Here is an 18,698-nt window from a genome sequence, read left to right as displayed (position 1 = left end):
GCCCGAATGCCATCCTTCCGCATCACGAGGAAAGTGCGTCACTCAGCGACGCAGATGTATGACCTCGTCGCCGATATCGAGCGCTATCCCGAGTTTTTGCCGCTCTGCGAATCGCTGCGGGTGCTGCGCGACGCGGAGGGGCCGAACGGCACGACGGTCCGGGTCGCCGAGATGGGTGTCGGCTACAAGGCGATCCGCGAGCGCTTCACGACCCGCGTGAGTCTCGACCGCGAGAACCGCAAGATCGTCGCCGAGTACATCGACGGTCCGTTCAGGCATCTGGAGAACCGCTGGTCCTTCCGTGATGCGGAAGGCGGCGGCTGCGAAGTCGATTTCTTCATCACCTATGAGTTCAAGAGCCGAACCCTGGGTCTCCTCATGGGCACGATGTTCGACCGTGCCTTCCGCAAGTTCACCGATGCGTTCGAGGGCCGCGCCACCGCGATCTACGGCGTGCCGGCTTAAGCGGCACTGGCAGCGTTCCCGCCGCGCTTTCGTCGCCGGACCGAGAACGATGCATGATCGAGCGTCACACGAGGTGCCCCTGGCTCATCCGCCCTTCCGGGCCGCGAGCAGGATGCTGGTCTCGGAATTGGCGATTCCCTCGAACTGACGAATCGTGCGCAGCAGCGCGTCGAAATCGCCGAGCGTCGGCACCTCGATCTCGGCGACGATATCCCAGCGGCCATTGGTGGTGTGAAGCGCCCGGATCTCCGGCAGGCCGGACAGGCGGCGGATCACGCTCTCGGCATGGCGCCCATCCACCTCGATCAGCGTCACCGCCCGCACGCCTCCGGGCTCCACGTCCCGCACCGTGACGGTGAAGCCGGTGATGATTCCGGAGGTCACCAGACGGTCGAGCCGGGCCCGCACCGTCGCCCGCGTGACGCCGAGCGCCGCCGCGAGCTTGGCCACCGGCATCCGCGCCTCGGTGCGCAGCAGGGCGATGAGCTGACGATCGGTCGCGTCGAGCATGGCCTTCCCACTTCGAGCAGCCGAGCTTAGCAGATCGGTCGATTGTCTGCCCCGATCGCGCATTTCAGCGGCTGTCGATTGTCCGCTCGTCTCAGCCATGCTTGCGCCACGCAAGATTCGGGAGACGGACGTGACGCGTTATATTGGTAGTGGTGAAATGGCGGCTCTGCTACGCCGGGAGGGACCGGAGCCGATCCTGCGTCGCCTCATCGACGAATTGCGCGCCGATTTCCTGCGCTGGCCCGAGTTCGATCTCGCCCCGCGCCTCGCGAGCCACTCGGCCGGTGGGGTGATCGAGCTGATGCCGATCGCGGACGCGCAGCTCTACAGCTTCAAGTTCGTCAACGGTCATCCCGGCAATACCCGTCTCGGCAAGCAGACGGTCGTCGCCTTCGGCATGCTCGCCGACGTAGCGACGGGTTATCCGCTGCTGATCTGCGAGATGAGCCTGCTGACGGCGTTGCGCACGGCGGCGACCTCGGCACTCGCGGCCTCCCGTCTCGCTCGGGCCCGAGAGCCGCTCCATGGCACTGATCGGCACCGGCGCGCAGGCCGAGTTCCAGGCCCTCGCTTTCAAGCTGGCACTCGGCATCAGCGAGATCCGGCTGTTCGACGTCGATCCAGCGGCGATGGTGAAGGCGCGGGCCAACCTCGAGGGCCATGGATTGCGGCTCGTCTGTGCCCATTCCATCGGTGAGGCGGTGGCCGGCGCCGACATCGTGACCACGGCGACCGCCGATAAGACCCGCGCCACGATCCTCACCCCCGACCTCGTCGAGCCGGGCCAGCATCTCAACGCCATCGGCGGCGATTGCCCCGGCAAGACCGAGTTGCACGCCGACATCGTGGCACGTGCCCGCACGATCGTGGAATACGAGCCGCAATCGCGCATCGAGGGCGAGATCCAGCAGATGCCCGCGGACTATCCCGTCACCGAATTGTGGCGCGTGCTGCGCGGCGACGCGCCGGGCCGCGTCGGCCGGGACGAGATCACCCTGTTCGACTCGGTCGGCTTCGCGCTGGAAGACTTTTCGGCCCTGCGCTGCCTGCGGGCCATCGCCGGCTCCGGACCAGGCTTGGACCTCATCCCCGAGCCGAAGGACCCGAAGGATCTGTTCGGGTCGGTCTTTTCACCGGGCATCGGGTTCGAGAAAGCAGCGTAACAGACGCGTGCAGAGAGTCGGTGGCGCGTCGGACGGGAAGCCGTCCGACGCTCTGGCGACAGAATTCAGCGGCCTAAGACGCTGTGCTGATCGGCCTCCACGCTGTGGTCCAAGGGTAAAGTTAGTGCGCGGTAGGCCGCTCCACCACGAGTAGCTTGGCCGGTGGAGTTGGTCGGGCGAGCGCAGCCGGCCAAGCGGAGAACGCTGGCACGAACACCTCTGGTGCCGGCGGCCGGTATCCCAGCGATGCATGTGGGCGCACGCCGTTGTAGTGACGCCTCCAGCCTTCGATCACGATCTGCGCCTCCTTGAGTGTGTAGAAGATCTCGCCATTCAGGAATTCGTCGCGTAGACGAGCGTTGAAGCTCTCGACGTACCCATTCTCCCAGGGTGAGCCTGGCGTGATGTAGGCGGTTTTGCTGCCGACCGCGGCGATCCATTTGCGCACCGCCTTGGCGATGAACTCCGGACCGTTGTCGGAACGGATGTGGCCCGGCAAGCCGCGCAGGATGAAGAGGTCCGACAGAACGTCGATGACGTCCGAGGATCTCAGCTTCCGGTCGACGCGGATACAAAGGCACTCGCGGGTGAACTCGTCGATCACGTTCAGCATGCGGAACTTGCGGCCGTTGTGGGTGCGATCCTCCACGAAGTCGTAGGACCAGACATGGTTGGGCCGCTCAGGCAGAAGCCGAACGCACGAACCATCGTTCAGCCAGAGCCGACCTCGCTTGGGCTGCTTGGCCGGCACCTTCAGACCTTCCTGCCGCCAGATGCGCTCCACCCGCTTCACGTTGACGAGCCAGCCAGCCTCGCGAAGCAAGGCCGTGATCCGACGCCTCTCGGCGATTGCGAGCAATCGCCTGCCGGCCAAGGGGATATTCATAGCGTCCATACTGCGTCGCCAGCTCGATGATGTCGGCCGTCGGCGCCGCATCGTCGGCTCGCCCCTTGGGCGCCTTGCGCTGTGTTGACCGGTGCTGCCCCAGGACCCGGCACGCCAAACGCTCCTTTACGCCATGCTTCTTCATGACGTGCTCGATGCATTGGCGACGGCGGGCGGGGCTCACCAGTTTCCCGAGGCGGCCTCTTTAAGGATCAGCTTCTCGAGCGTCAGATCGGAGACCGCCTTGCGCAGCCGCTCGTTCTCCTTCTCCAACTCCTTCAGCCGCTTCACCTGGTCGAACTTCAGCCCCCAGACTCCTTGCGCCAGCGATATTAGGTGAAGCTCGTCACGCCGATCGTGCGCACCGCTTCAGCAACAGGGCGACTTTGCGACACGAGAACGTCCACCTGCCGCAGCTTGGCGACGATCTCTTCCGGGCTCGGCTTCTTCCTCGGCATTCTCTGCATCCTCCAATGGCTCGGGAGCCTACTTCAGGGAGGACCACTTTTCAGGGGGCAGACCAGCTCCGAATGAGACTTGGGGACGGCTTTCAATGGCGCCGCTCAAGCGCTGGTCAACAAAATCATCCACGCAAAAGACTCGAGACCGCACCGGGCTCACGCGGAGCGGTGCGTCTTGAGCCAGCCTTTCCACATGGAGCGGAAAGCGTCGCCCACGTCCCGCGCGAAGCGCGCATGGTCCATGACCGGACCGGCGAACATGCGCTCGCGCAGGTTCGAGCGGATGGCGCGGAGGCGATCCGGATCGCGTGCGAGTTCCAGCGCGTGGGTCGCATAATCCTCGGGCGTGTCGCCCACGAGTTCTTCCAGTCCGATCGCCTCCAGTAGCGATGAACCGACCCGCGAGACCGCGTAGCTGCCCCGCAGCGCGATGAAGGGGACGCCCATACAAAGCGTATCGCAACTCGTTGTCCCACCGTTGTAGGGGAACGAATCAAGGGCGATGTCGAACTCGTAGTAAAGGTTGAAGTATGTCGCCGTAACGCGGGGATGCAGCCGCACCCGGTCGAGCGGTATCCCGGCCATCGACAGGCGTGCATTGACCTGTTCCCGAATGATGGCCGTCTCCACATCGGCCACGACCATGAACAGACGCGCGTTGGGAAGCGCCTGCAGAATGGCAGCCCAGGTCTTGAACGCGCCGTCGCTGATTTTCTCGAAGCGGTTCATGACACCGAAGGTGATGAAGCCGTTGTCTTCAAAGGGCGGTCGCTCCCGCACGGGCGGGATGTCGTGATGTGCCTCGTAAGTGGCGGAGACACCCGGCAGCCGCCATACCGTCTCCGTGTGCAGGCTCTCGGTCTGGCCGGGCACGTCGAGACGGGCATCGGTCAGGCGGTAATCCATGGTGCGCAGGCCCGTGGTCGCCGGGTGCCCTATCCACGTGACCTGAACTGGCGCCGGCTTGCGGGCGAAAACGAGCAGCCGGTGGCCGGCGCTGTGGCCGGACAGATCGACAAGGATGTCGATGTTTTCCGACTCGATGAGGTCGGCGGCCTCGTCGTCGTTGAGGCCGGTGATGTTGTGCCAACCATCGAACAGAGTCCGCAGGTGGGCCGAAACGGCGTCTTCCGCTGCCTGGGTCATGTAGGCGCGCGCCTCGAACTGCGTCCGATCTAGGTGGCGCAGGAACGGCTCGATGAAGCGGGCGACGGCGTGGGTGCAGAGGTCGCCCGAAACGAATCCAATCCGTAGACGGCGTTCGGGATCACGATCGTTGGCGAAGGGGCGCCTGCGCAGCAGCGGGTCGGCGAAGCGTGCGCCGAAGCTGCGCGCGTCGGCCGCGTAGTCGGCGTGCGGAACGCCCTCGGCATAGAGCTTGGTGAACAGCCGGTTGGAATGGGCGGTGATGTGCGTCGGATCGGTCGTGAGCGCCCTGTCGAAACTCGCGAGCGCCTCGGGCAAGTGGCCGAGACTCTTCAGGCTGCAACCGAGATTGTTGTGTGCATTGGAGAGACCGGGATCGAGCACGACGGCACGCCGCGCATGGGTCACGGCCGCGCTGTGATGGCTGACGCGCTGATAGACACCGGACAGGTTCGAATGCGCGATCGCGAGGTTGGGATTGAGGGCGACTGCCCGCTCCAGAGCCGAGACGGCGCCGGTGTAGTCGCCCATCGCGATCAGGACGGCGCCGAGGCTGCTGAAATAGCCGGCGTTGTCGGGCTCGCGGTAGATCGCGATGCTGAACAGGTCGAACGCCTGCTGGTGTCGGCCCTTCCCCGCGGCGATGGCGCCCGCGAGATGGGTTGCGTTGGCGTGGGTTTCGTCCAGGCCGATAACGAGGTCAGCCAGAGTTTCTGCGGCGGCGAGGTCGCCCGCGCTGTAGCGCTCCTGTCCGCGCGCGAAGGCATGGTCGGCGAAATCCTTGAGGATCGCGCGCGATGCATCGTCGGCGATGTCGCGGCTGCGGAATTGCACCATCAGGGCACGCGCCTCGTCGAGCCGGTTCAGCACGAGGAGCGTCACCGCCAGAGCGAGCCAATAGCGCGGCTGCTCGGGCTCAGCCCTCAGGGCGGCGACGAAATGCGGGACCGCCGGTCCGGGTCCGTCCGCTTTGCTGGTGAGGAGGCCGAGTTCGTGGTGCGTGCCCGCGTGATGCGGCGCCACGTCCAGCGCGCGCTGAAGGTTGCGGCGGGCTTTATCATAACGTCCGGCGGTACGGTGGGCGATGGCCTTGGCGAGGGTGCGCTCGACCGAATCCGCGGCGTGAGCGTGCTCGATCGTCCGCGATTTGCGATGTTCGCGCATGCCCGACGCTCCTTGAGAAGGCAGAAGGGTAGGGACTTTATGCTCAACAAATTGTTAACATCGGCTCTCATTCACGCCGCCGCGAGACCGACCCAGGCCCTGGGCCTCCGCGCCTCATGTTCGCGCTCCGGCGACGAAAGCGCGGCGCGGGTTCGGTGGGCGAGTCTCAACCGGGCTTACTTCCGGGCGGCAGGAATCGCCCCGCCCGCGCTTCGAGCAGGCGCACCAGCGCCGGCTCCATGACGGCGTAGTCGTCGCGCACATCGAGGCAGACGATCCGGGCGTGCCGGAGCGCCGGCCCGAAGCGGCGCATCAGCTTGAGACGATGCGCGCGCTCCATCACCACGATGGTCTCGGCCCAGGCGAGGTGATCGGCCTCCAGGGGCTCGTCCGCGTCGTCCGAGACACCCGCCGAAGCCGTCTCCAGGCCGGGCCATCGCGAAAACACCTGCTCGGCGGTCGGGCTGCGGGCGCGGGCCCGGCCGCAGACGAACAGGATCCTCACGCGTTCTCCGCCAGCTCCGATTGCCGCTCGAACAGGGTGCGGTAGGCCCCGTTCGGGCGCCGCATCAGCGCGGCATGCGCCCCGTCCTCAACGATGCGGCCCCGGTCGAACACGAGGATGCGGTCGAGGGCGCGCACCGTCGAGAGACGGTGGGCGATGACGATGGCGGTGCGCCCGCGCATCACGCCGCTCCATCGCCTCCTGCACCAGCGCCTCCGATTCCGAATCGAGGCTGGACGTCGCCTCGTCCAGGATCAGGATCGGCGCATCCGCGAGGAAGGCACGGGCCAGGGCCACCCGCTGCCGCTCGCCCCCGGAGAGCTTGACGCCGCGCTCGCCCACCAGCGTGGCGTAACCCTTCGGCAGCCGCGCGATGAAGTCGTGCGCGTTGGCGAGCCGCGCCGCCCGCTCGATCTCTTCGGGCGAGGCCCCGGGCCGGGCATAGGCGATGTTCTCGGCGAGCGAGCGGTGGAACAGCACCGGCTCCTGCGGGACGATGGCGACCTGCGCCCGCAGGCTCGCCTGCGTGGCTCTCGCCACATCCTGCCCGTCGATGAGCACCTGCCCGCCGCTCACGTCGTAGAGCCGCTGGATCAGCTTGACGAAGGTCGTCTTGCCCGATCCGGAACGCCCGACGAGGCCGACGCGCTGGCCGGCGGGAATCGTCACCGACAGCCCGTCATAGAGTGGCGTGCCGTGGGTGCCGTAGTGGAAGCGCACGGCGTCGAAGCGGATCGCGCCGCCGCTCACAGCGAGCGGCACCGCGCCCGGACGGTCGGCGACGCCGACTGGCTCGGCTTCGAGGGCGACCAGTTCCTCCATCTCGTTGACCGAGCGTTGCAGGTGGTTGATGTGCCCGCCGATGTCGCGGAGATAGCCGTGCACCACGAAGTAGGTGGTGAGCACGTAGGCGACTTCGCCGGGGCTCGCCTGACCCTGCCACCACAGCCACAGGGCCGTGGCGACGATGGCGCTGCGGAAGGCCAGCAGCAGCCCGAGCTGAAGGGTGCCGCTCCACGTCACGATCATCCAGGTGCGCCGGGTGCGCCGCCGCCACTTCGACAGGACGCGCGCGAGCCGCTCGTCCTCTCGCGCTTCGGCGCCGAACGCCTTCACCACCGCGTTGTTGCCGATCGTATCACTGAGCGCGCCGCCGAGCCGCGTGTCGAGGGCATTCGAGAGCGTCGCCGCGGGGGCGATCACCCGCGTCGCCAGGAACACGGCGGTGCCGACATAGGCGAGCGTGCCGAGCCCGATCACCGCGCCCATTGCTGGCCAATGCAAGCCGAGCACCACGGTCGTGCCCGCGAGCACGACGACGGAGGGCAGGATCGAGAGCAGCAGAACGTCGTTGAGCCCGTCGAGCGCCCACATCCCGCGCGAGATCTTGCGCACGGTCGAGCCGGAGAAAGAGTTGGCGTGCCACTCGGTCGAGAAGCGCTGGACGCGTGCGAAGCTCTGGCTCGCGATGTCGGACATCGTGCCGAGCGTCAGCGGCACCACGAGGCTCCAGGCGACGTGGCGCAACAGCACCGTCGCGAGGCTCAGCGCGGTCATGACGGCGAAAGCCGGCAGTGCGGCCTGGAGTGCGGCGCGGCGCTCGGCACCGGCGAGGGCATCGACGAGGCGCCCGGCATAGAGCGGCAGCATCACGTCGGCCAAAGTGGCGAGCGTGATCGCGGCCACGAGGGCGGAGACGAGGCCGAGGCGCCGACGCCAGCCACGGACAACGAAGGCAAGGACGCGGCGGACAACGTCCGCGCGCCGGGGAGAAGACAGGGACATGGCAGTGCCCGACGACGAAGCGTCGGCTCCGAAAGACGCGGGCGCCGCGGATTAGATCGCGCGGTCCGGCGAGGTCAGATCGGGGAGGGTGCGTGAGCTGCGAGGGCCGTCAGGCCGAGCGGCGGGGGAATGCGCCTAAGCGATTCCGGCAGGCGCTACAGCGATTCCTGCACCACGGAAGACGATGCCGACAACCATGCTGCGTCTCCCTGTTCGAACGCGACCGGTTCGACCGATACCGAACGGGGTTCCGATTCGCAACGTCTGATACAGGTCCGCCCCAGTGTATGACTTGGCTGAGAGCGGCACCGGCGAAGTCCGTGAAGGCGCGCACCGCTGGTCTGTTGTCCCGACAACTTCGCGCTTTGCGACTCCACCTGTCTCACGGCATTCTCGGGCCGGAATGGCACAGCAGATCCCGTCGGTGCCAAAGTCGATACGAAGACAGCGCGCAGCAAGCAGGCCGACAGCAGCGCCAAAGGCGATTCGTCATCACCGAGGGCACCGCTCGAGATGACGAGTTGGAGTGACGATGACGCTATCCGCAGGTCTCTCGTCGAACCTGACCTGATAGCCGCTGCAACCGCGTGAGAGACGTTCGGCGCAAATGGGACGGTGGCCGGCCATCGCGTGGATGATGGGTCTATCGGCGCCGGCCAATCGACCATCGCCGATGCGGTCGACTGCGCACTGACGGAAGCAGGCCTGAGCACCATTCGGCCCCCTACGAGGCACCGACCGAACCGGACCTCGCCCTCCAGACCCGTGACCACGCTGACGCAGACTCCGCCCAGCCGCTCATTGCCGCGCTGTTCCGCCTGAGCGCCCATGCGCTGGGCAGGCTGGCCTAGGCCGCTCGCTGCTGCGGCCCCCCAAGATGAGTGGCATCGAGTTTGCTGAGGCGAGCGTGACGGTCGGTTCCGTCGCATCCCCTGGTCGCGCGTAACGGCCGGGCTAATTGAAACGCTTCCAGACAGGATGCGAGCCCCGGGAGCCGTCTCCGCATGACGTTTCGTCTGACGCTGACCGTCAACGGTGAACCGCGCGCGATCGAACTCGACGATCCGCGCGTCACCCTCCTCGATCTCCTTCGTGAACGGCTCGGCCTCACCGGCTCGAAGAAGGGCTGCGACCGGGGCCAATGCGGCGCCTGTACCGTTCTGCTGAACGGGCGGCGGATCAATTCCTGCCTCGCGCTCGCCGTGAGCCTGGACGGGGCCGAGGTTCTGACCATCGAAGGCTTGGCGGTGGGCGAGCAGCTTCACCCGGTGCAGGCCGCCTTCATCGAGCATGACGGCTTCCAGTGCGGCTTCTGCACGCCGGGGCAGATCATGAGCGCCGTCGGGCTGATCCGCGAGGGCCATGCCGGCGATGATCCTGAGCGGGTGCGCGAGGGGATGAGCGGCAATCTCTGCCGTTGCGGCGCCTATATCGGCATCACCGAGGCCGTGCTCGACGCCCAGGCCCGCAGTGCCGGCGTCGATCAGGGAGAGGCTGCGTGAACCGCTTCGACTATGTCCGCCCCGGCAGCGTCGCCGAAGCCGTCGCCGCAGCCGCCGAACCGGGCGCGGCCTATCTCGCGGCCGGTACCAATCTACTCGACCTCATGAAGGGCGGCATCACCCGTCCCGGCCGCCTCGTGGATGTCACACATCTGCCCGGCCTCGACCGGATCGAGCACTTGCCGGATGCGGGCGTCCGCATCGGTGCGCTCGTGCGCAACAGCGACCTCGCCTACGATCCGCACGTCTCGAAAGCGCACCCCGCCGTGGCGGAAGCCCTTCTCTCGGGGGCCTCGGCGCAACTGCGCAATGCGGCGACCGTGGCTGGTAACCTGCTGCAGCGGACCCGCTGCCCCTACTTCTATGACCCGGCCAGCGCCTGCAACAAACGCGATCCCGGCGCCGGCTGTGAGGCGCGCGGCGGCGAGACGCGGCTCCACGCCGTGCTCGGCTGGAGCGAGCACTGCATCGCCACCCACCCCTCCGACTTCTGCGTACCCCTGGTCTCACTCGACGCCACCGTCGAGATCGAGGGCAGAGCCGGCGCCCGCGAGGTGCCGCTCGACGCGCTCTACCGTTTGCCGGACGACCGGCCGGACCGGGAGACAGTGCTCGAACCCGGCGACCTCATCGTCGCCCTGCGCCTGCCGGCGGACGCCGCGGGTTTTGCCGGGCATTCCCGCTACCTCAAGGTCCGCGACCGCACCTCCTACGCCTTCGCTGTGGTCTCGGCAGCAGCCTCGCTGCGGCTTGAGGGCGGGCGGATCGACGAGGCGCGGATCGCGCTGGGCGGCGTCGCGCTCAAGCCCTGGCGCGCCCGCGCCGCCGAGGCGGTGCTGGCCGGCGCGGAACTGAGCGAGCGGCGTTTTCGTGAGGCGGCGGATGCGGCCCTGGCCGAGGCTCTGCCGTCCGGCGACAACGCCTACAAGATCGAGCTGGCCCGCCGACTGATCGTACGGGCGCTGACCCTTGCCGCCGCCGGCACCCCGGAGCGCATGCCGGCGCTTCCGGCCTCCGCCTTCTCGGGAGACGCGCTCCATGCCTGACATCGCCTACGAGCAGGCCCGGCACGGGTCGAGCATCGGCCAGCCGCTCACCCGCCGCGACGGTCTTCTGAAGGTCACCGGGCAGGCGACCTACGCCGCCGACAACCGGCCGGAGGGCTTGCTCCACGCGGTGGTGGCGGTGAGCCGCATCGCCCGCGGCCGGGTGGCCCATCTCGACGTTGCGGCGGCCAAGGCCCATCCCGGCGTGGTCGAGGTGATGACGGGCGCCAACGCGCCGCGGCTCGCCCAGGACCCGGACGCGAAGGACAACCCCTTCATGTTCCGGCTCGATCTGCTGCAGAACGACCGCGTCCGCTACGCGCACCAGCCGATCGCGGTGGTGATCGCCGAGACGCTGGAGGCTGCGACCGAGGGTGCCGAGCTGCTGGCCCCGCGCTACGAGGTGGATTCGCCGCGTATCGGGCTCGACGCCGAGGATCCGCAGGAGCCCGAGGGCGTCGGTGCCGGCGACAAGGCGATCGTGTCGCGCGGCGATGTCGAGGCCGGGCTGGGACAGGCCGAGCGCCGGGTCGAGGCGACCTACGAGACACCGGCGCAGTATCACAACGCGCTCGAACCCCACGCCATCGTGGCGCAGTGGGACGGTGACCGGCTGATCGTCGACACGCCGAGCCAAGGGCTCGCCATGGCCAAGATGCGGCTCGCCGGCCTGTTCGGGCTCAACCCGAAGAACATCCTCGTCCGCTCTCCCTTTCTCGGCGGCGGCTTCGGCTCGAAGGGTTTTCTCTCCGGGCCGCAGATACTCGGCGTGATGGCGGCCAAACTCGTCGGACAGCCGGTGAAGCTCGTGCTGCGTCGGGAGCAGATGTTCGGCCCTGTCGGCCACCGCGCCGAGACGCGCCAGACGCTGCGCCTCGGCACCGATGCGTCGGGCGCGCTCACCGCCCTCGACCACCACACGCTGACGGCGACGAGCCGGTTCGACGACTTCTACGAGCCGGCCAGCGCCATCTCCCGCTACCTCTACGCCGCGCCCGCGGTCTCGACGCGCCATTCCGGCGTGCGGGTCGACACCGGCACGCCGCTCTTCATGCGCGCGCCCGGCGAGGCTTCGGGCAGCGTCGCCCTGGAGGGCGCGATCGATGAGATGGCGGAAGCCTGCGGTCTCGACCCGCTCGAATTTCGCCTGAGGAACTACGCCGAGGACGAGCCGATCTCGGGCCGGCCGTTTTCCTCGAAGGCCCTGCGCGAATGCTATGCCCAAGGTGCCGCCCGCTTCGGCTGGGACAAGCGCGCTCCGGCGCCTCGATTGATGCGCGATTCCGCCGGGCGCCTCGTCGGCTACGGCATGGGCACGGCCCTGTTCCCGGCCCTGATGATGCAGGCGGAGGGCGCGGGCCGAGATTCGCGCCGACGGCACCGGCACAGTCGCGCTCGGCGCCCACGACATGGGGCAGGGCGCCTGGACCGCGCTGGCGCAGATCGCCGCCGACGGTCTCGGGATCGACCTTTCGCAGCTCGATTTCCAGAGCGGCACGTCGGACCTGCCGAATGCCGGCATTGCCGGCGGCTCGGCCCACACCGCCACCGCCGGCACTGCGATCCATTCCGCCGCTGCCGCGGTGCTGGCGCAACTTGCCGACCTCGCGACCAACGACGAGCGCTCGGCCCTCTATGGCGCCGGCAATGCCGGCGTCTACGCTCGCGGCGGCCGGCTGGTGCGACGGGACGACGAGGGACGCAGCGAGTCGTTCACCGAGATCTTGAACCGGGCCGGCCGCGCCTCGATCTCGGCGCAAGGGCAGGGCGCCCCCGATCCGGCGGCGCGCGAGGCCTACGCGATGCACGCCCACGGCGCGGTCTTCGCCGAGGTCAGTGTCGACCCCGATCTCGGCCAGATCCGCGTCACCCGCCTCGTCGGCGCCTTCGCCGCCGGCCGAATCGTCAATCCGCGCCTCGTCACGAGCCAGTATTACGGCGGCATGATCTGGGGCGTGTCCTTCGCGCTCCACGAAAACGCCGTGGTCGATCCCCGCTCGGGCCGGGTGATGAACGCCAATCTCGGCGAGTACCACGTGCCCGTGAACGCCGACGTGCCGTCGATCAAGGCGATCCTCGTCGACGAGCACGACCCGCACGTGAACCCGCTCGGCATCAAGGGTGTCGGCGAGATCGGCATCACCGGGACGGCGGGCGCCATCGCCAACGCGGTCTATCATGCGACGGGGATCAGGGTGCGCAAGACGCCGATCACGCTGGACCGGCTGTTGGGATGATCGGCGCTTCCAAGACACCGCCCTCATCCTGAGGTGCCGCGAAGCGGCCTCGAAGGATCCTCCAGATCCCGCGCGATCCCTGGATGATCCTTCGAGGCTCCGCTTCGCGGCGCACCTCAGGATGAGGGTCAGGATGGGAGAAGTGGGATCAGATGGTTTCGCCTGATGGCGTGCCGGGGCGATGCAAATCGACGGATTCCAGAAGCGTCAGCGCCTCCGCCACCGCCAGCCGCCGGATCTCGGCCCGGCCCGGATCGCCGAAACGCCGCTCGGCGTGGCGGGTGGGACCGTCCTTCACGGCGAGTCCGAAATGCACGAGGCCGACCGGCTTGGCGTCGCTGCCGCCGCCCGGCCCGGCAATGCCGGTGACGGAGACCGCCACGTCCGCGTGTGCCGCTGCGAGCGCGCCGTCCGCCATGGCGCGGGCCACCGGCTCGCTCACTGCGCCATGCGCCGCGATGAGGTCCATCGGCACGCCGATCGCCTCAGCCTTTGCCTCGTTGGAATAGGTGACGAAGCCGCGCTCCACCACCGCCGAGGAACCGGGCACCGCCGTGAGCAGCCCGGCGACGAGACCGCCGGTGCAGGACTCGGCGGTCGCGATGCGTTTGCCCGCCGCCGCATAGGCCCGCACCAGCGCCTCGGCGCGGGCCAGCAACGCGGCGTCTTCGATCACGAACGGCGCTCGTTGGTCTCCGCCTCGGTCTCCAGCTCCGCACAGACCTCGGGCAGCCGCACCGTCGCGGCGGCTTGGGCGGCGAGGCCCTCGGCGCGGCCGACGAAGCCGAGCTTCTCGGTTGTGGTCGCCTTGATCGACACCGAGGAGAGCGGCACGCCCGCGATCTCGGCGATGCGGGCGCGGATCGCCTCGCGGTGCTGGCCGATACGCGGGGCTTCCGCCAAAACCGTGATGTCGAGATGGTCAATCTTGCCGCCGCGCGCCCGCACCAGCTCGCAGGCATGGGCCAGGAACTGATCGGAGGCCGCGCCGCGCCACTTCTCGTCCGAGGGCGGGAAGTGCGTGCCGATGTCGCCGTCGGCGATGGCGCCGAGCAGCGCGTCGGTGAGGGCGTGCAGCGCCACGTCGCCATCGGAGTGGGCGAGCACGCCGCGGTCGGCGGGGATCTTGACGCCGCCGAGCCAGACATGGTCGCCCTCCGTGAAGGCGTGGACGTCGAAGCCGGTGCCGAGGCGGGTTACGTAAGTGGTCATGGTGTCATCCGATATCGCGGCCGCAGGTTCAGAGAAAGCCCGTCCGGAGAATGCCCGGTCGGCCTCGATCAGGTCCGCGGCCTGGGTGATCTTGCGGTTGCGGGCGTCGCCTTCGAACACCACGACCGGCAGCCCGGCCCATTCAGCGAGCGCCCCGTCATCGGTGAAGCCGTCGCGGCCCTCGGTCACCGCCCGGCGATGCGCGTCGAGAAGCAGACCGAAACGGAAGCTCTGCGGCGTCTGCACCGCGCGGAGATTTTCGCGCGCCGGGGTTTCGTGGACACGGCCGATACCCGGCGCGATCTCTTCCACGAGCTTGATCGTGTCGGAGACCGCAATTCCCGGCACCGATGCGCCGTGCTCGGAGCCGGCCGCGACCGCGCGGGCAATCAGCGCCTCGTCCACGAAGGGCCGCGCCGCGTCGTGAACGAGCACGAGGTCGGGCGCGCCCGAGCGGGCGAGCCCTTCGAGCCCGGCCGCCACCGATTGCTGGCGCGTCGCCCCGCCCGGCACTGGCTCGGCGAGCTTTTCACGATGGGCCGGCTCGAGATCGGCGAGGCATTCGCGATAGAAGTCCTGCGCATCCGGCGCGATCACCGGCTGGATGCGGGTGATGCGAGGCGATTGCGCGAGCGCCGCAAGCGTCCGCGTCAGGACGGCCCGGCCGCCGACGCGGCGATATTGCTTGGGTAAGTCGCCGCCGACGCGCAGCCCCTTGCCGGCCGCGACCACGACCGCCGCCACCGATTTATTCCCCGACTCTTGCCCAGGCGGCCGCGCGGCTTGGTCGGACATGCTGGGCCTCGAATGGAAATCATCTGGGGATGGATGGGGATCGCCGCGTCCTTATGCGGCAAGATGCGCGAAGGCAAACGCCGCAGGCGCTTGCGTCTGCCAGCCGTTTGGCTACTTATTGGGCACAATGACACGTGACCATTATTTGAGCGCGCTACGCGGGGCTGACGATCGGGGGGCAACCAGCCCGCCGGTCCTGCTGGCACCGCTATCGGGCGTCACCGATCTCCATATGCGGCGCCTCGCCCAGCGGCTTGGTGCCAGTGCCGTGGTCTCCGAGATGGTCGCGGCGGCCGAGCTGGCGAAGGGTGACGCCGAATCGCAGGTCCGAGCGGAAGGTGCGGGGGTGGACCCGCATGTGGTGCAGCTCGCCGGCTGCGCGCCCGAACCGATGGCCGAGGCGGCCCGTATCGCCGTGGCGAACGGCGCGGATGCCATCGACATCAACATGGGCTGCCCGGCCAAGACCGTGACCGGCGGCGAATCGGGTTCGGCCCTGATGCGCGACCTCGATCACGCCGCGCGGCTCCTTGCGGCGGTGCGCGGCGCGGTCGATGTGCCCGTCACCGTGAAGATGCGGCTCGGCTGGGATCACGCCAGCCTCAACGCCGCCGAACTGGCACGGCGCGCCGAAGCCCTCGGGCTCGACGGCGTGACGGTTCACGGCCGAACCCGGCAGCAATTCTACAAGGGCCGGGCCGATTGGTTGGCGATCCGTCCCGTGGTCGAGGCGGTGCGCATCCCCGTCATCGCCAACGGCGACATCACCGGCCTGGAGGAGGCCCGCGCCTGCCTCAGCCAATCCGGTGCGGCGGGCGTGATGGTCGGGCGCGCGGCGGTCGGGCGTCCCTGGCTCGTCGGCGAGATCGCCGCCGGGCTCGCCGGGCGCGTGGCCCCGCCGCTCTCGGCCGAGCAGCGGGCGGCGGTCGCGGCCGAGCATTACCAGGGGCTGATCGCGCTCTACGGCGCGGCGATGGGCGTGCGCCACGCCCGCAAGCATCTCGCGGCCTATGCCGACGCGGCTGGCGGACTGACCCCGGACGACCGGCGCCGCCTCGTCACCACACACGATCCGGCGGAGGCGCTCCGCCTCCTGCAACGCGCGTTCCTCGAACCGGCCGGGACGGCGACCACGCCCCTCGGCGAGGCAGCCTGATGCCCTTTTCCGACGAGCCCGCCCCCGAATCCCTGCCGCCGGCCGAGGCGGTGCTGAACTCACTGCCACTGCCGGTCCTCACCATCGGGCCGGATGAGCGGATCCTGCGGGTCAACCACGCCGCCGAGCTGTTCTTCGACGCCTCGGCCCGGCTGATGCTGCGGGGACGGCTGCGCGACATCATCCCGTTCTCCTCGCCGATCATCGCGCTGGTCACCGAGGTGCGCCGCCGCCGCTCCTCGGTGTCGGAATACCGGGTCGAGCTGGTCCAGCCCCGCTCCGGGACCGAGCGCAGCGTCGATGTCTTCGCCACGCCCCTGCGCGACGAGGACGATTCGGTGGTGCTGATGCTCCAAGAGCGCACCATCGCCGACAAGATGAACCGGCAGCTCACCCATCGCGGCGCCGCGCGCTCGATGGTGGCGCTCGGCGCGATGCTCGCTCACGAGATCAAGAACCCGCTCGCCGGCATCCGCGGCGCGGCGCAGCTCCTCGAACAGGAGAGCGACGAGGAGGACCGGCTTCTGACCCGCCTGATCTGCGACGAGTCGGACCGGATCGTGCGCATCGTCGAGCGGATGGAGCTGTTCGGCGACGAGCGGCCGGTGGAGCGCGGCCCCGTCAACGTCCACGGCGTGCTCGATCAGGTGAAGCGCTCGGCCCAGTCCGGCTTTGCCCGTCACATCCGCTTCGTCGAGAACTACGATCCCTCGCTGCCGCCCGTCCTCGGCAACAGGGACCAGTTGATCCAGGTGATCCTGAACCTCGTGAAGAACGCGGCCGAGGCGATCGGCACGGACACGGTCGAGGGCGAGATCACCCTCTCCACGGCCTTCCGCACCGGCCTGCGCCTCCAGATCCCCGGTTCGCGCGAGCGCGTCAGCCTGCCGATCGAAGTGGCGGTGCGCGACAACGGGCCGGGCATCCCGCCCGACATGCTGTCGGACCTGTTCGACCCCTTCGTCACCACCAAGGTGCAGGGCTCCGGCCTCGGACTTGCATTGGTGGCCAAGATCGTCGGCGATCATGGGGGCATCGTCGAATGCGATCCCGTACCCCGCCGCACCGCCTTCCGGATCCTCCTTCCCATGTCGAGCGCCCGCGACGGGCGTGAATCGGCCGCGGAGCGCTGAGTCGAGAGCCATGCCCAACGGCCACATTATCGTCGCGGACGACGACGCCGCAATCCGCACCGTGCTCAACCAGGCCCTGTCCCGGGCCGGCTACGAGGTTCGCACCACCTCGAACTGCTCGACGCTCTGGCGCTGGGTCGCCCAGGGCGAGGGCGACCTCGTCATCACCGACGTGATGATGCCGGACGAGAACGTGTTCGACCTGCTGCCGCGCATCAAGCGCGTCCGGCCGGAACTGCCGATCATCGTGATGAGCGCGCAGAACACCTTCATGACCGCGATCCGCGCCTCCGAGCGCGGCGCCTACGAGTACCTGCCCAAAGCCCTTCGACCTGAAGGAGCTGATCGCGATCGTCGGCCGGGCACTGTCACGCCCCCGCGGGACGCCTGCGCCCGGCGCCGGACCGGAGAACGAGGACATCCCGCTGGTCGGCCGCTCGCCGGCTATGCAGGAGATCTACCGGGCGCTCGCCCGCCTGATGCCGACCGACCTCACCGTGATGATCACGGGCGAGTCCGGCACCGGCAAGGAGTTGGTCGCCCGCGCGCTGCACGATTACGGCCGCCGCCGCACCGGGCCGTTCGTGCCCGTGAACATGGCGGCGATTCCCCGCGATCTGATCGAATCGGAGCTGTTCGGCCACGAGAAGGGCGCCTTCACCGGCGCGCTCTCGCGCTCGGCCGGCCGGTTCGAGCAGGCGGAGGGCGGCACGCTGTTCCTCGACGAGATCGGCGACATGCCGATGGAGGCGCAGACTCGGCTGCTGCGCGTGCTTCAGCAGGGCGAGTACACCACCGTCGGCGGGCGCGTGCCGATCAAGACCAACGTCCGCATCATCGCCGCGACCAACAAGGATCTGCGCGTCTCGATCCAGCAGGGAATCTTCCGGGAGGACCTGTTCTTCCGCCTCAACGTCGTGCCCTTGCGCCTGCCGGCGCTGCGCGAGCGCTCGGAAGACGTGCCGGACCTGATCCGCCACTTCTTCGTCCTGGTGGAGCGCGAGGGCCTGACCCGAAAGACCCTCGACGCGGACGCAATGGAGCGGCTGAAGCGCTATCGCTGGCCCGGCAACGTGCGCGAGCTGGAAAACCTCGTCCGGCGGCTGGCCGCGCTCTACCCGCAGGAGACCATCACCGGCCCGGTCATCGAGGCGGAACTCGACACCCTGCCGCTCGCCCAGCCCGCGGCCAACGGCAACGGCGCAGCCCGCAAGAACGCGAACGGAGCCTCCGATAGCGAGACGCTCTCCGGTGCGGTCGAACGGCACCTCGCCGACTACTTCTCGGGGTATCGCGATACGCTTCCCCCGCCCGGCCTCTACCACCGCATCCTGCGCGAGATCGAAGGTCCGCTGATCGGCGCGGCGCTGGCGGCCACCCGCGGCAACCAGATCCGTGCGGCCGAGCTGCTGGGCGTCAACCGCAACACCCTGCGCAAGAAGGTGCGCGATCTCGATCTGCAGGTGTTTCGCACCTCGCGGTGACGCGCTCCATCTGGGGACGTCGCTTGGATCGCTTCACCTGACGCTCGC

10 protein-coding genes and 5 pseudogenes are annotated in these 18,698 nt (G+C 68.6%); 8 read left to right on the top strand and 7 right to left on the bottom strand.

Translation table 11 applies throughout. The annotated features are described in order from the left end of the window. Positions 1 to 6 precede the first annotated feature (6 nt). Complete coding sequence (locus tag M2437_RS19345) at positions 7 to 465, top strand: type II toxin-antitoxin system RatA family toxin (RefSeq protein WP_003597433.1); 459 nt, start codon at positions 7 to 9, stop codon at positions 463 to 465. 84 nt (positions 466 to 549) lie between these two features. Here M2437_RS19345 and M2437_RS19340 read toward each other — a convergent pair whose 3' ends face one another. Further along, complete coding sequence (locus M2437_RS19340) at positions 550 to 975, bottom strand: Lrp/AsnC family transcriptional regulator (RefSeq protein WP_003597425.1); 426 nt, start codon at positions 973 to 975, stop codon at positions 550 to 552. A gap of 130 nt (positions 976 to 1,105) precedes the next feature. On the opposite strand from M2437_RS19340, the pseudogene ocd reads away from it, so the two are divergent. Next, positions 1,106 to 2,138 (top strand): annotated as a pseudogene (gene ocd, locus M2437_RS19335) (ornithine cyclodeaminase). A gap of 121 nt (positions 2,139 to 2,259) precedes the next feature. Here ocd and M2437_RS19330 read toward each other — a convergent pair. From M2437_RS19330 to M2437_RS19315, 4 genes and pseudogenes are all read right to left on the bottom strand, one after another. Continuing rightward, a pseudogene (locus M2437_RS19330) lies at positions 2,260 to 3,482 on the bottom strand (IS3 family transposase). Positions 3,483 to 3,641: 159 nt separating this feature from the next. Continuing rightward, on the bottom strand, positions 3,642 to 5,795 hold the full coding sequence (locus M2437_RS19325; protein WP_253388407.1) for a tetratricopeptide repeat protein: 2,154 nt from the start codon (positions 5,793 to 5,795) through the stop codon (positions 3,642 to 3,644). 166 nt (positions 5,796 to 5,961) lie between these two features. After that, positions 5,962 to 6,300, bottom strand: coding sequence for a low molecular weight protein tyrosine phosphatase family protein (locus tag M2437_RS19320; protein ID WP_253388406.1), 339 nt, complete (start codon positions 6,298 to 6,300; stop codon positions 5,962 to 5,964). After that, a pseudogene (locus M2437_RS19315) lies at positions 6,297 to 8,085 on the bottom strand (ABC transporter ATP-binding protein). The gene M2437_RS19320 and the pseudogene M2437_RS19315 overlap by 4 nt, the downstream one beginning before the upstream one ends. 1,004 nt (positions 8,086 to 9,089) lie before the next feature. Between M2437_RS19315 and M2437_RS19310 the strand changes: the two are divergent. From M2437_RS19310 to M2437_RS19300, 3 genes and pseudogenes are all read left to right on the top strand, one after another. Then, entirely contained in the window at positions 9,090 to 9,587 is a 498-nt protein-coding gene (locus M2437_RS19310) for a (2Fe-2S)-binding protein (RefSeq protein WP_012254165.1), read from the top strand. Further along, a complete protein-coding gene (locus M2437_RS19305; RefSeq protein ID WP_253388404.1) occupies positions 9,584 to 10,633 on the top strand; it encodes an FAD binding domain-containing protein in 1,050 nt (349 codons plus the stop codon). The genes M2437_RS19310 and M2437_RS19305 overlap by 4 nt, the downstream gene beginning before the upstream one ends. Beyond that, positions 10,626 to 12,870, top strand: a pseudogene (locus M2437_RS19300) (xanthine dehydrogenase family protein molybdopterin-binding subunit). The gene M2437_RS19305 and the pseudogene M2437_RS19300 overlap by 8 nt, the downstream one beginning before the upstream one ends. Before the next feature lie 148 nt (positions 12,871 to 13,018). Here the strand turns inward: M2437_RS19300 and M2437_RS19295 are convergent. Together M2437_RS19295 and M2437_RS19290 are read right to left on the bottom strand one after the other, a co-directional pair. Then, the gene (locus M2437_RS19295) at positions 13,019 to 13,546 is read right to left on the bottom strand and encodes a CinA family protein (RefSeq protein ID WP_253388402.1); all 528 of its coding nucleotides are present in this window, start codon (positions 13,544 to 13,546) and stop codon (positions 13,019 to 13,021) included. Then, positions 13,543 to 14,877, bottom strand: coding sequence for a bifunctional 2-C-methyl-D-erythritol 4-phosphate cytidylyltransferase/2-C-methyl-D-erythritol 2,4-cyclodiphosphate synthase (locus M2437_RS19290; RefSeq protein ID WP_253388401.1), 1,335 nt, complete (start codon positions 14,875 to 14,877; stop codon positions 13,543 to 13,545). The genes M2437_RS19295 and M2437_RS19290 overlap by 4 nt, the downstream gene beginning before the upstream one ends. A 127-nt stretch (positions 14,878 to 15,004) precedes the next feature. Between M2437_RS19290 and dusB the strand changes: the two genes are divergently transcribed. The 3 genes and pseudogenes from dusB to ntrC all read left to right on the top strand — a co-directional run bounded on the left by dusB (position 15,005) and on the right by ntrC (position 18,650). Beyond that, positions 15,005 to 16,033, top strand: a complete 1,029-nt coding sequence (dusB, locus tag M2437_RS19285; RefSeq protein ID WP_253388400.1) for a tRNA dihydrouridine synthase DusB — start codon at positions 15,005 to 15,007, stop codon at positions 16,031 to 16,033. After that, on the top strand, positions 16,033 to 17,166 hold the full coding sequence (locus tag M2437_RS19280; protein WP_003600275.1) for a two-component system sensor histidine kinase NtrB: 1,134 nt from the start codon (positions 16,033 to 16,035) through the stop codon (positions 17,164 to 17,166). Before dusB ends, M2437_RS19280 begins: the two co-directional genes overlap by 1 nt. Positions 17,167 to 17,176: 10 nt before the next feature. Further along, a pseudogene (gene ntrC, locus M2437_RS19275) lies at positions 17,177 to 18,650 on the top strand (nitrogen regulation protein NR(I)). Positions 18,651 to 18,698 lie beyond the last annotated feature (48 nt).

The sequence above is a fragment of the Methylorubrum pseudosasae genome (assembly GCF_029504475.1).
Classification (GTDB): domain Bacteria; phylum Pseudomonadota; class Alphaproteobacteria; order Rhizobiales; family Beijerinckiaceae; genus Methylobacterium; species Methylobacterium extorquens.
Note: the sequence above shows the minus strand (reverse complement) of the source record. Positions and strands in the feature narration are given on the sequence as shown.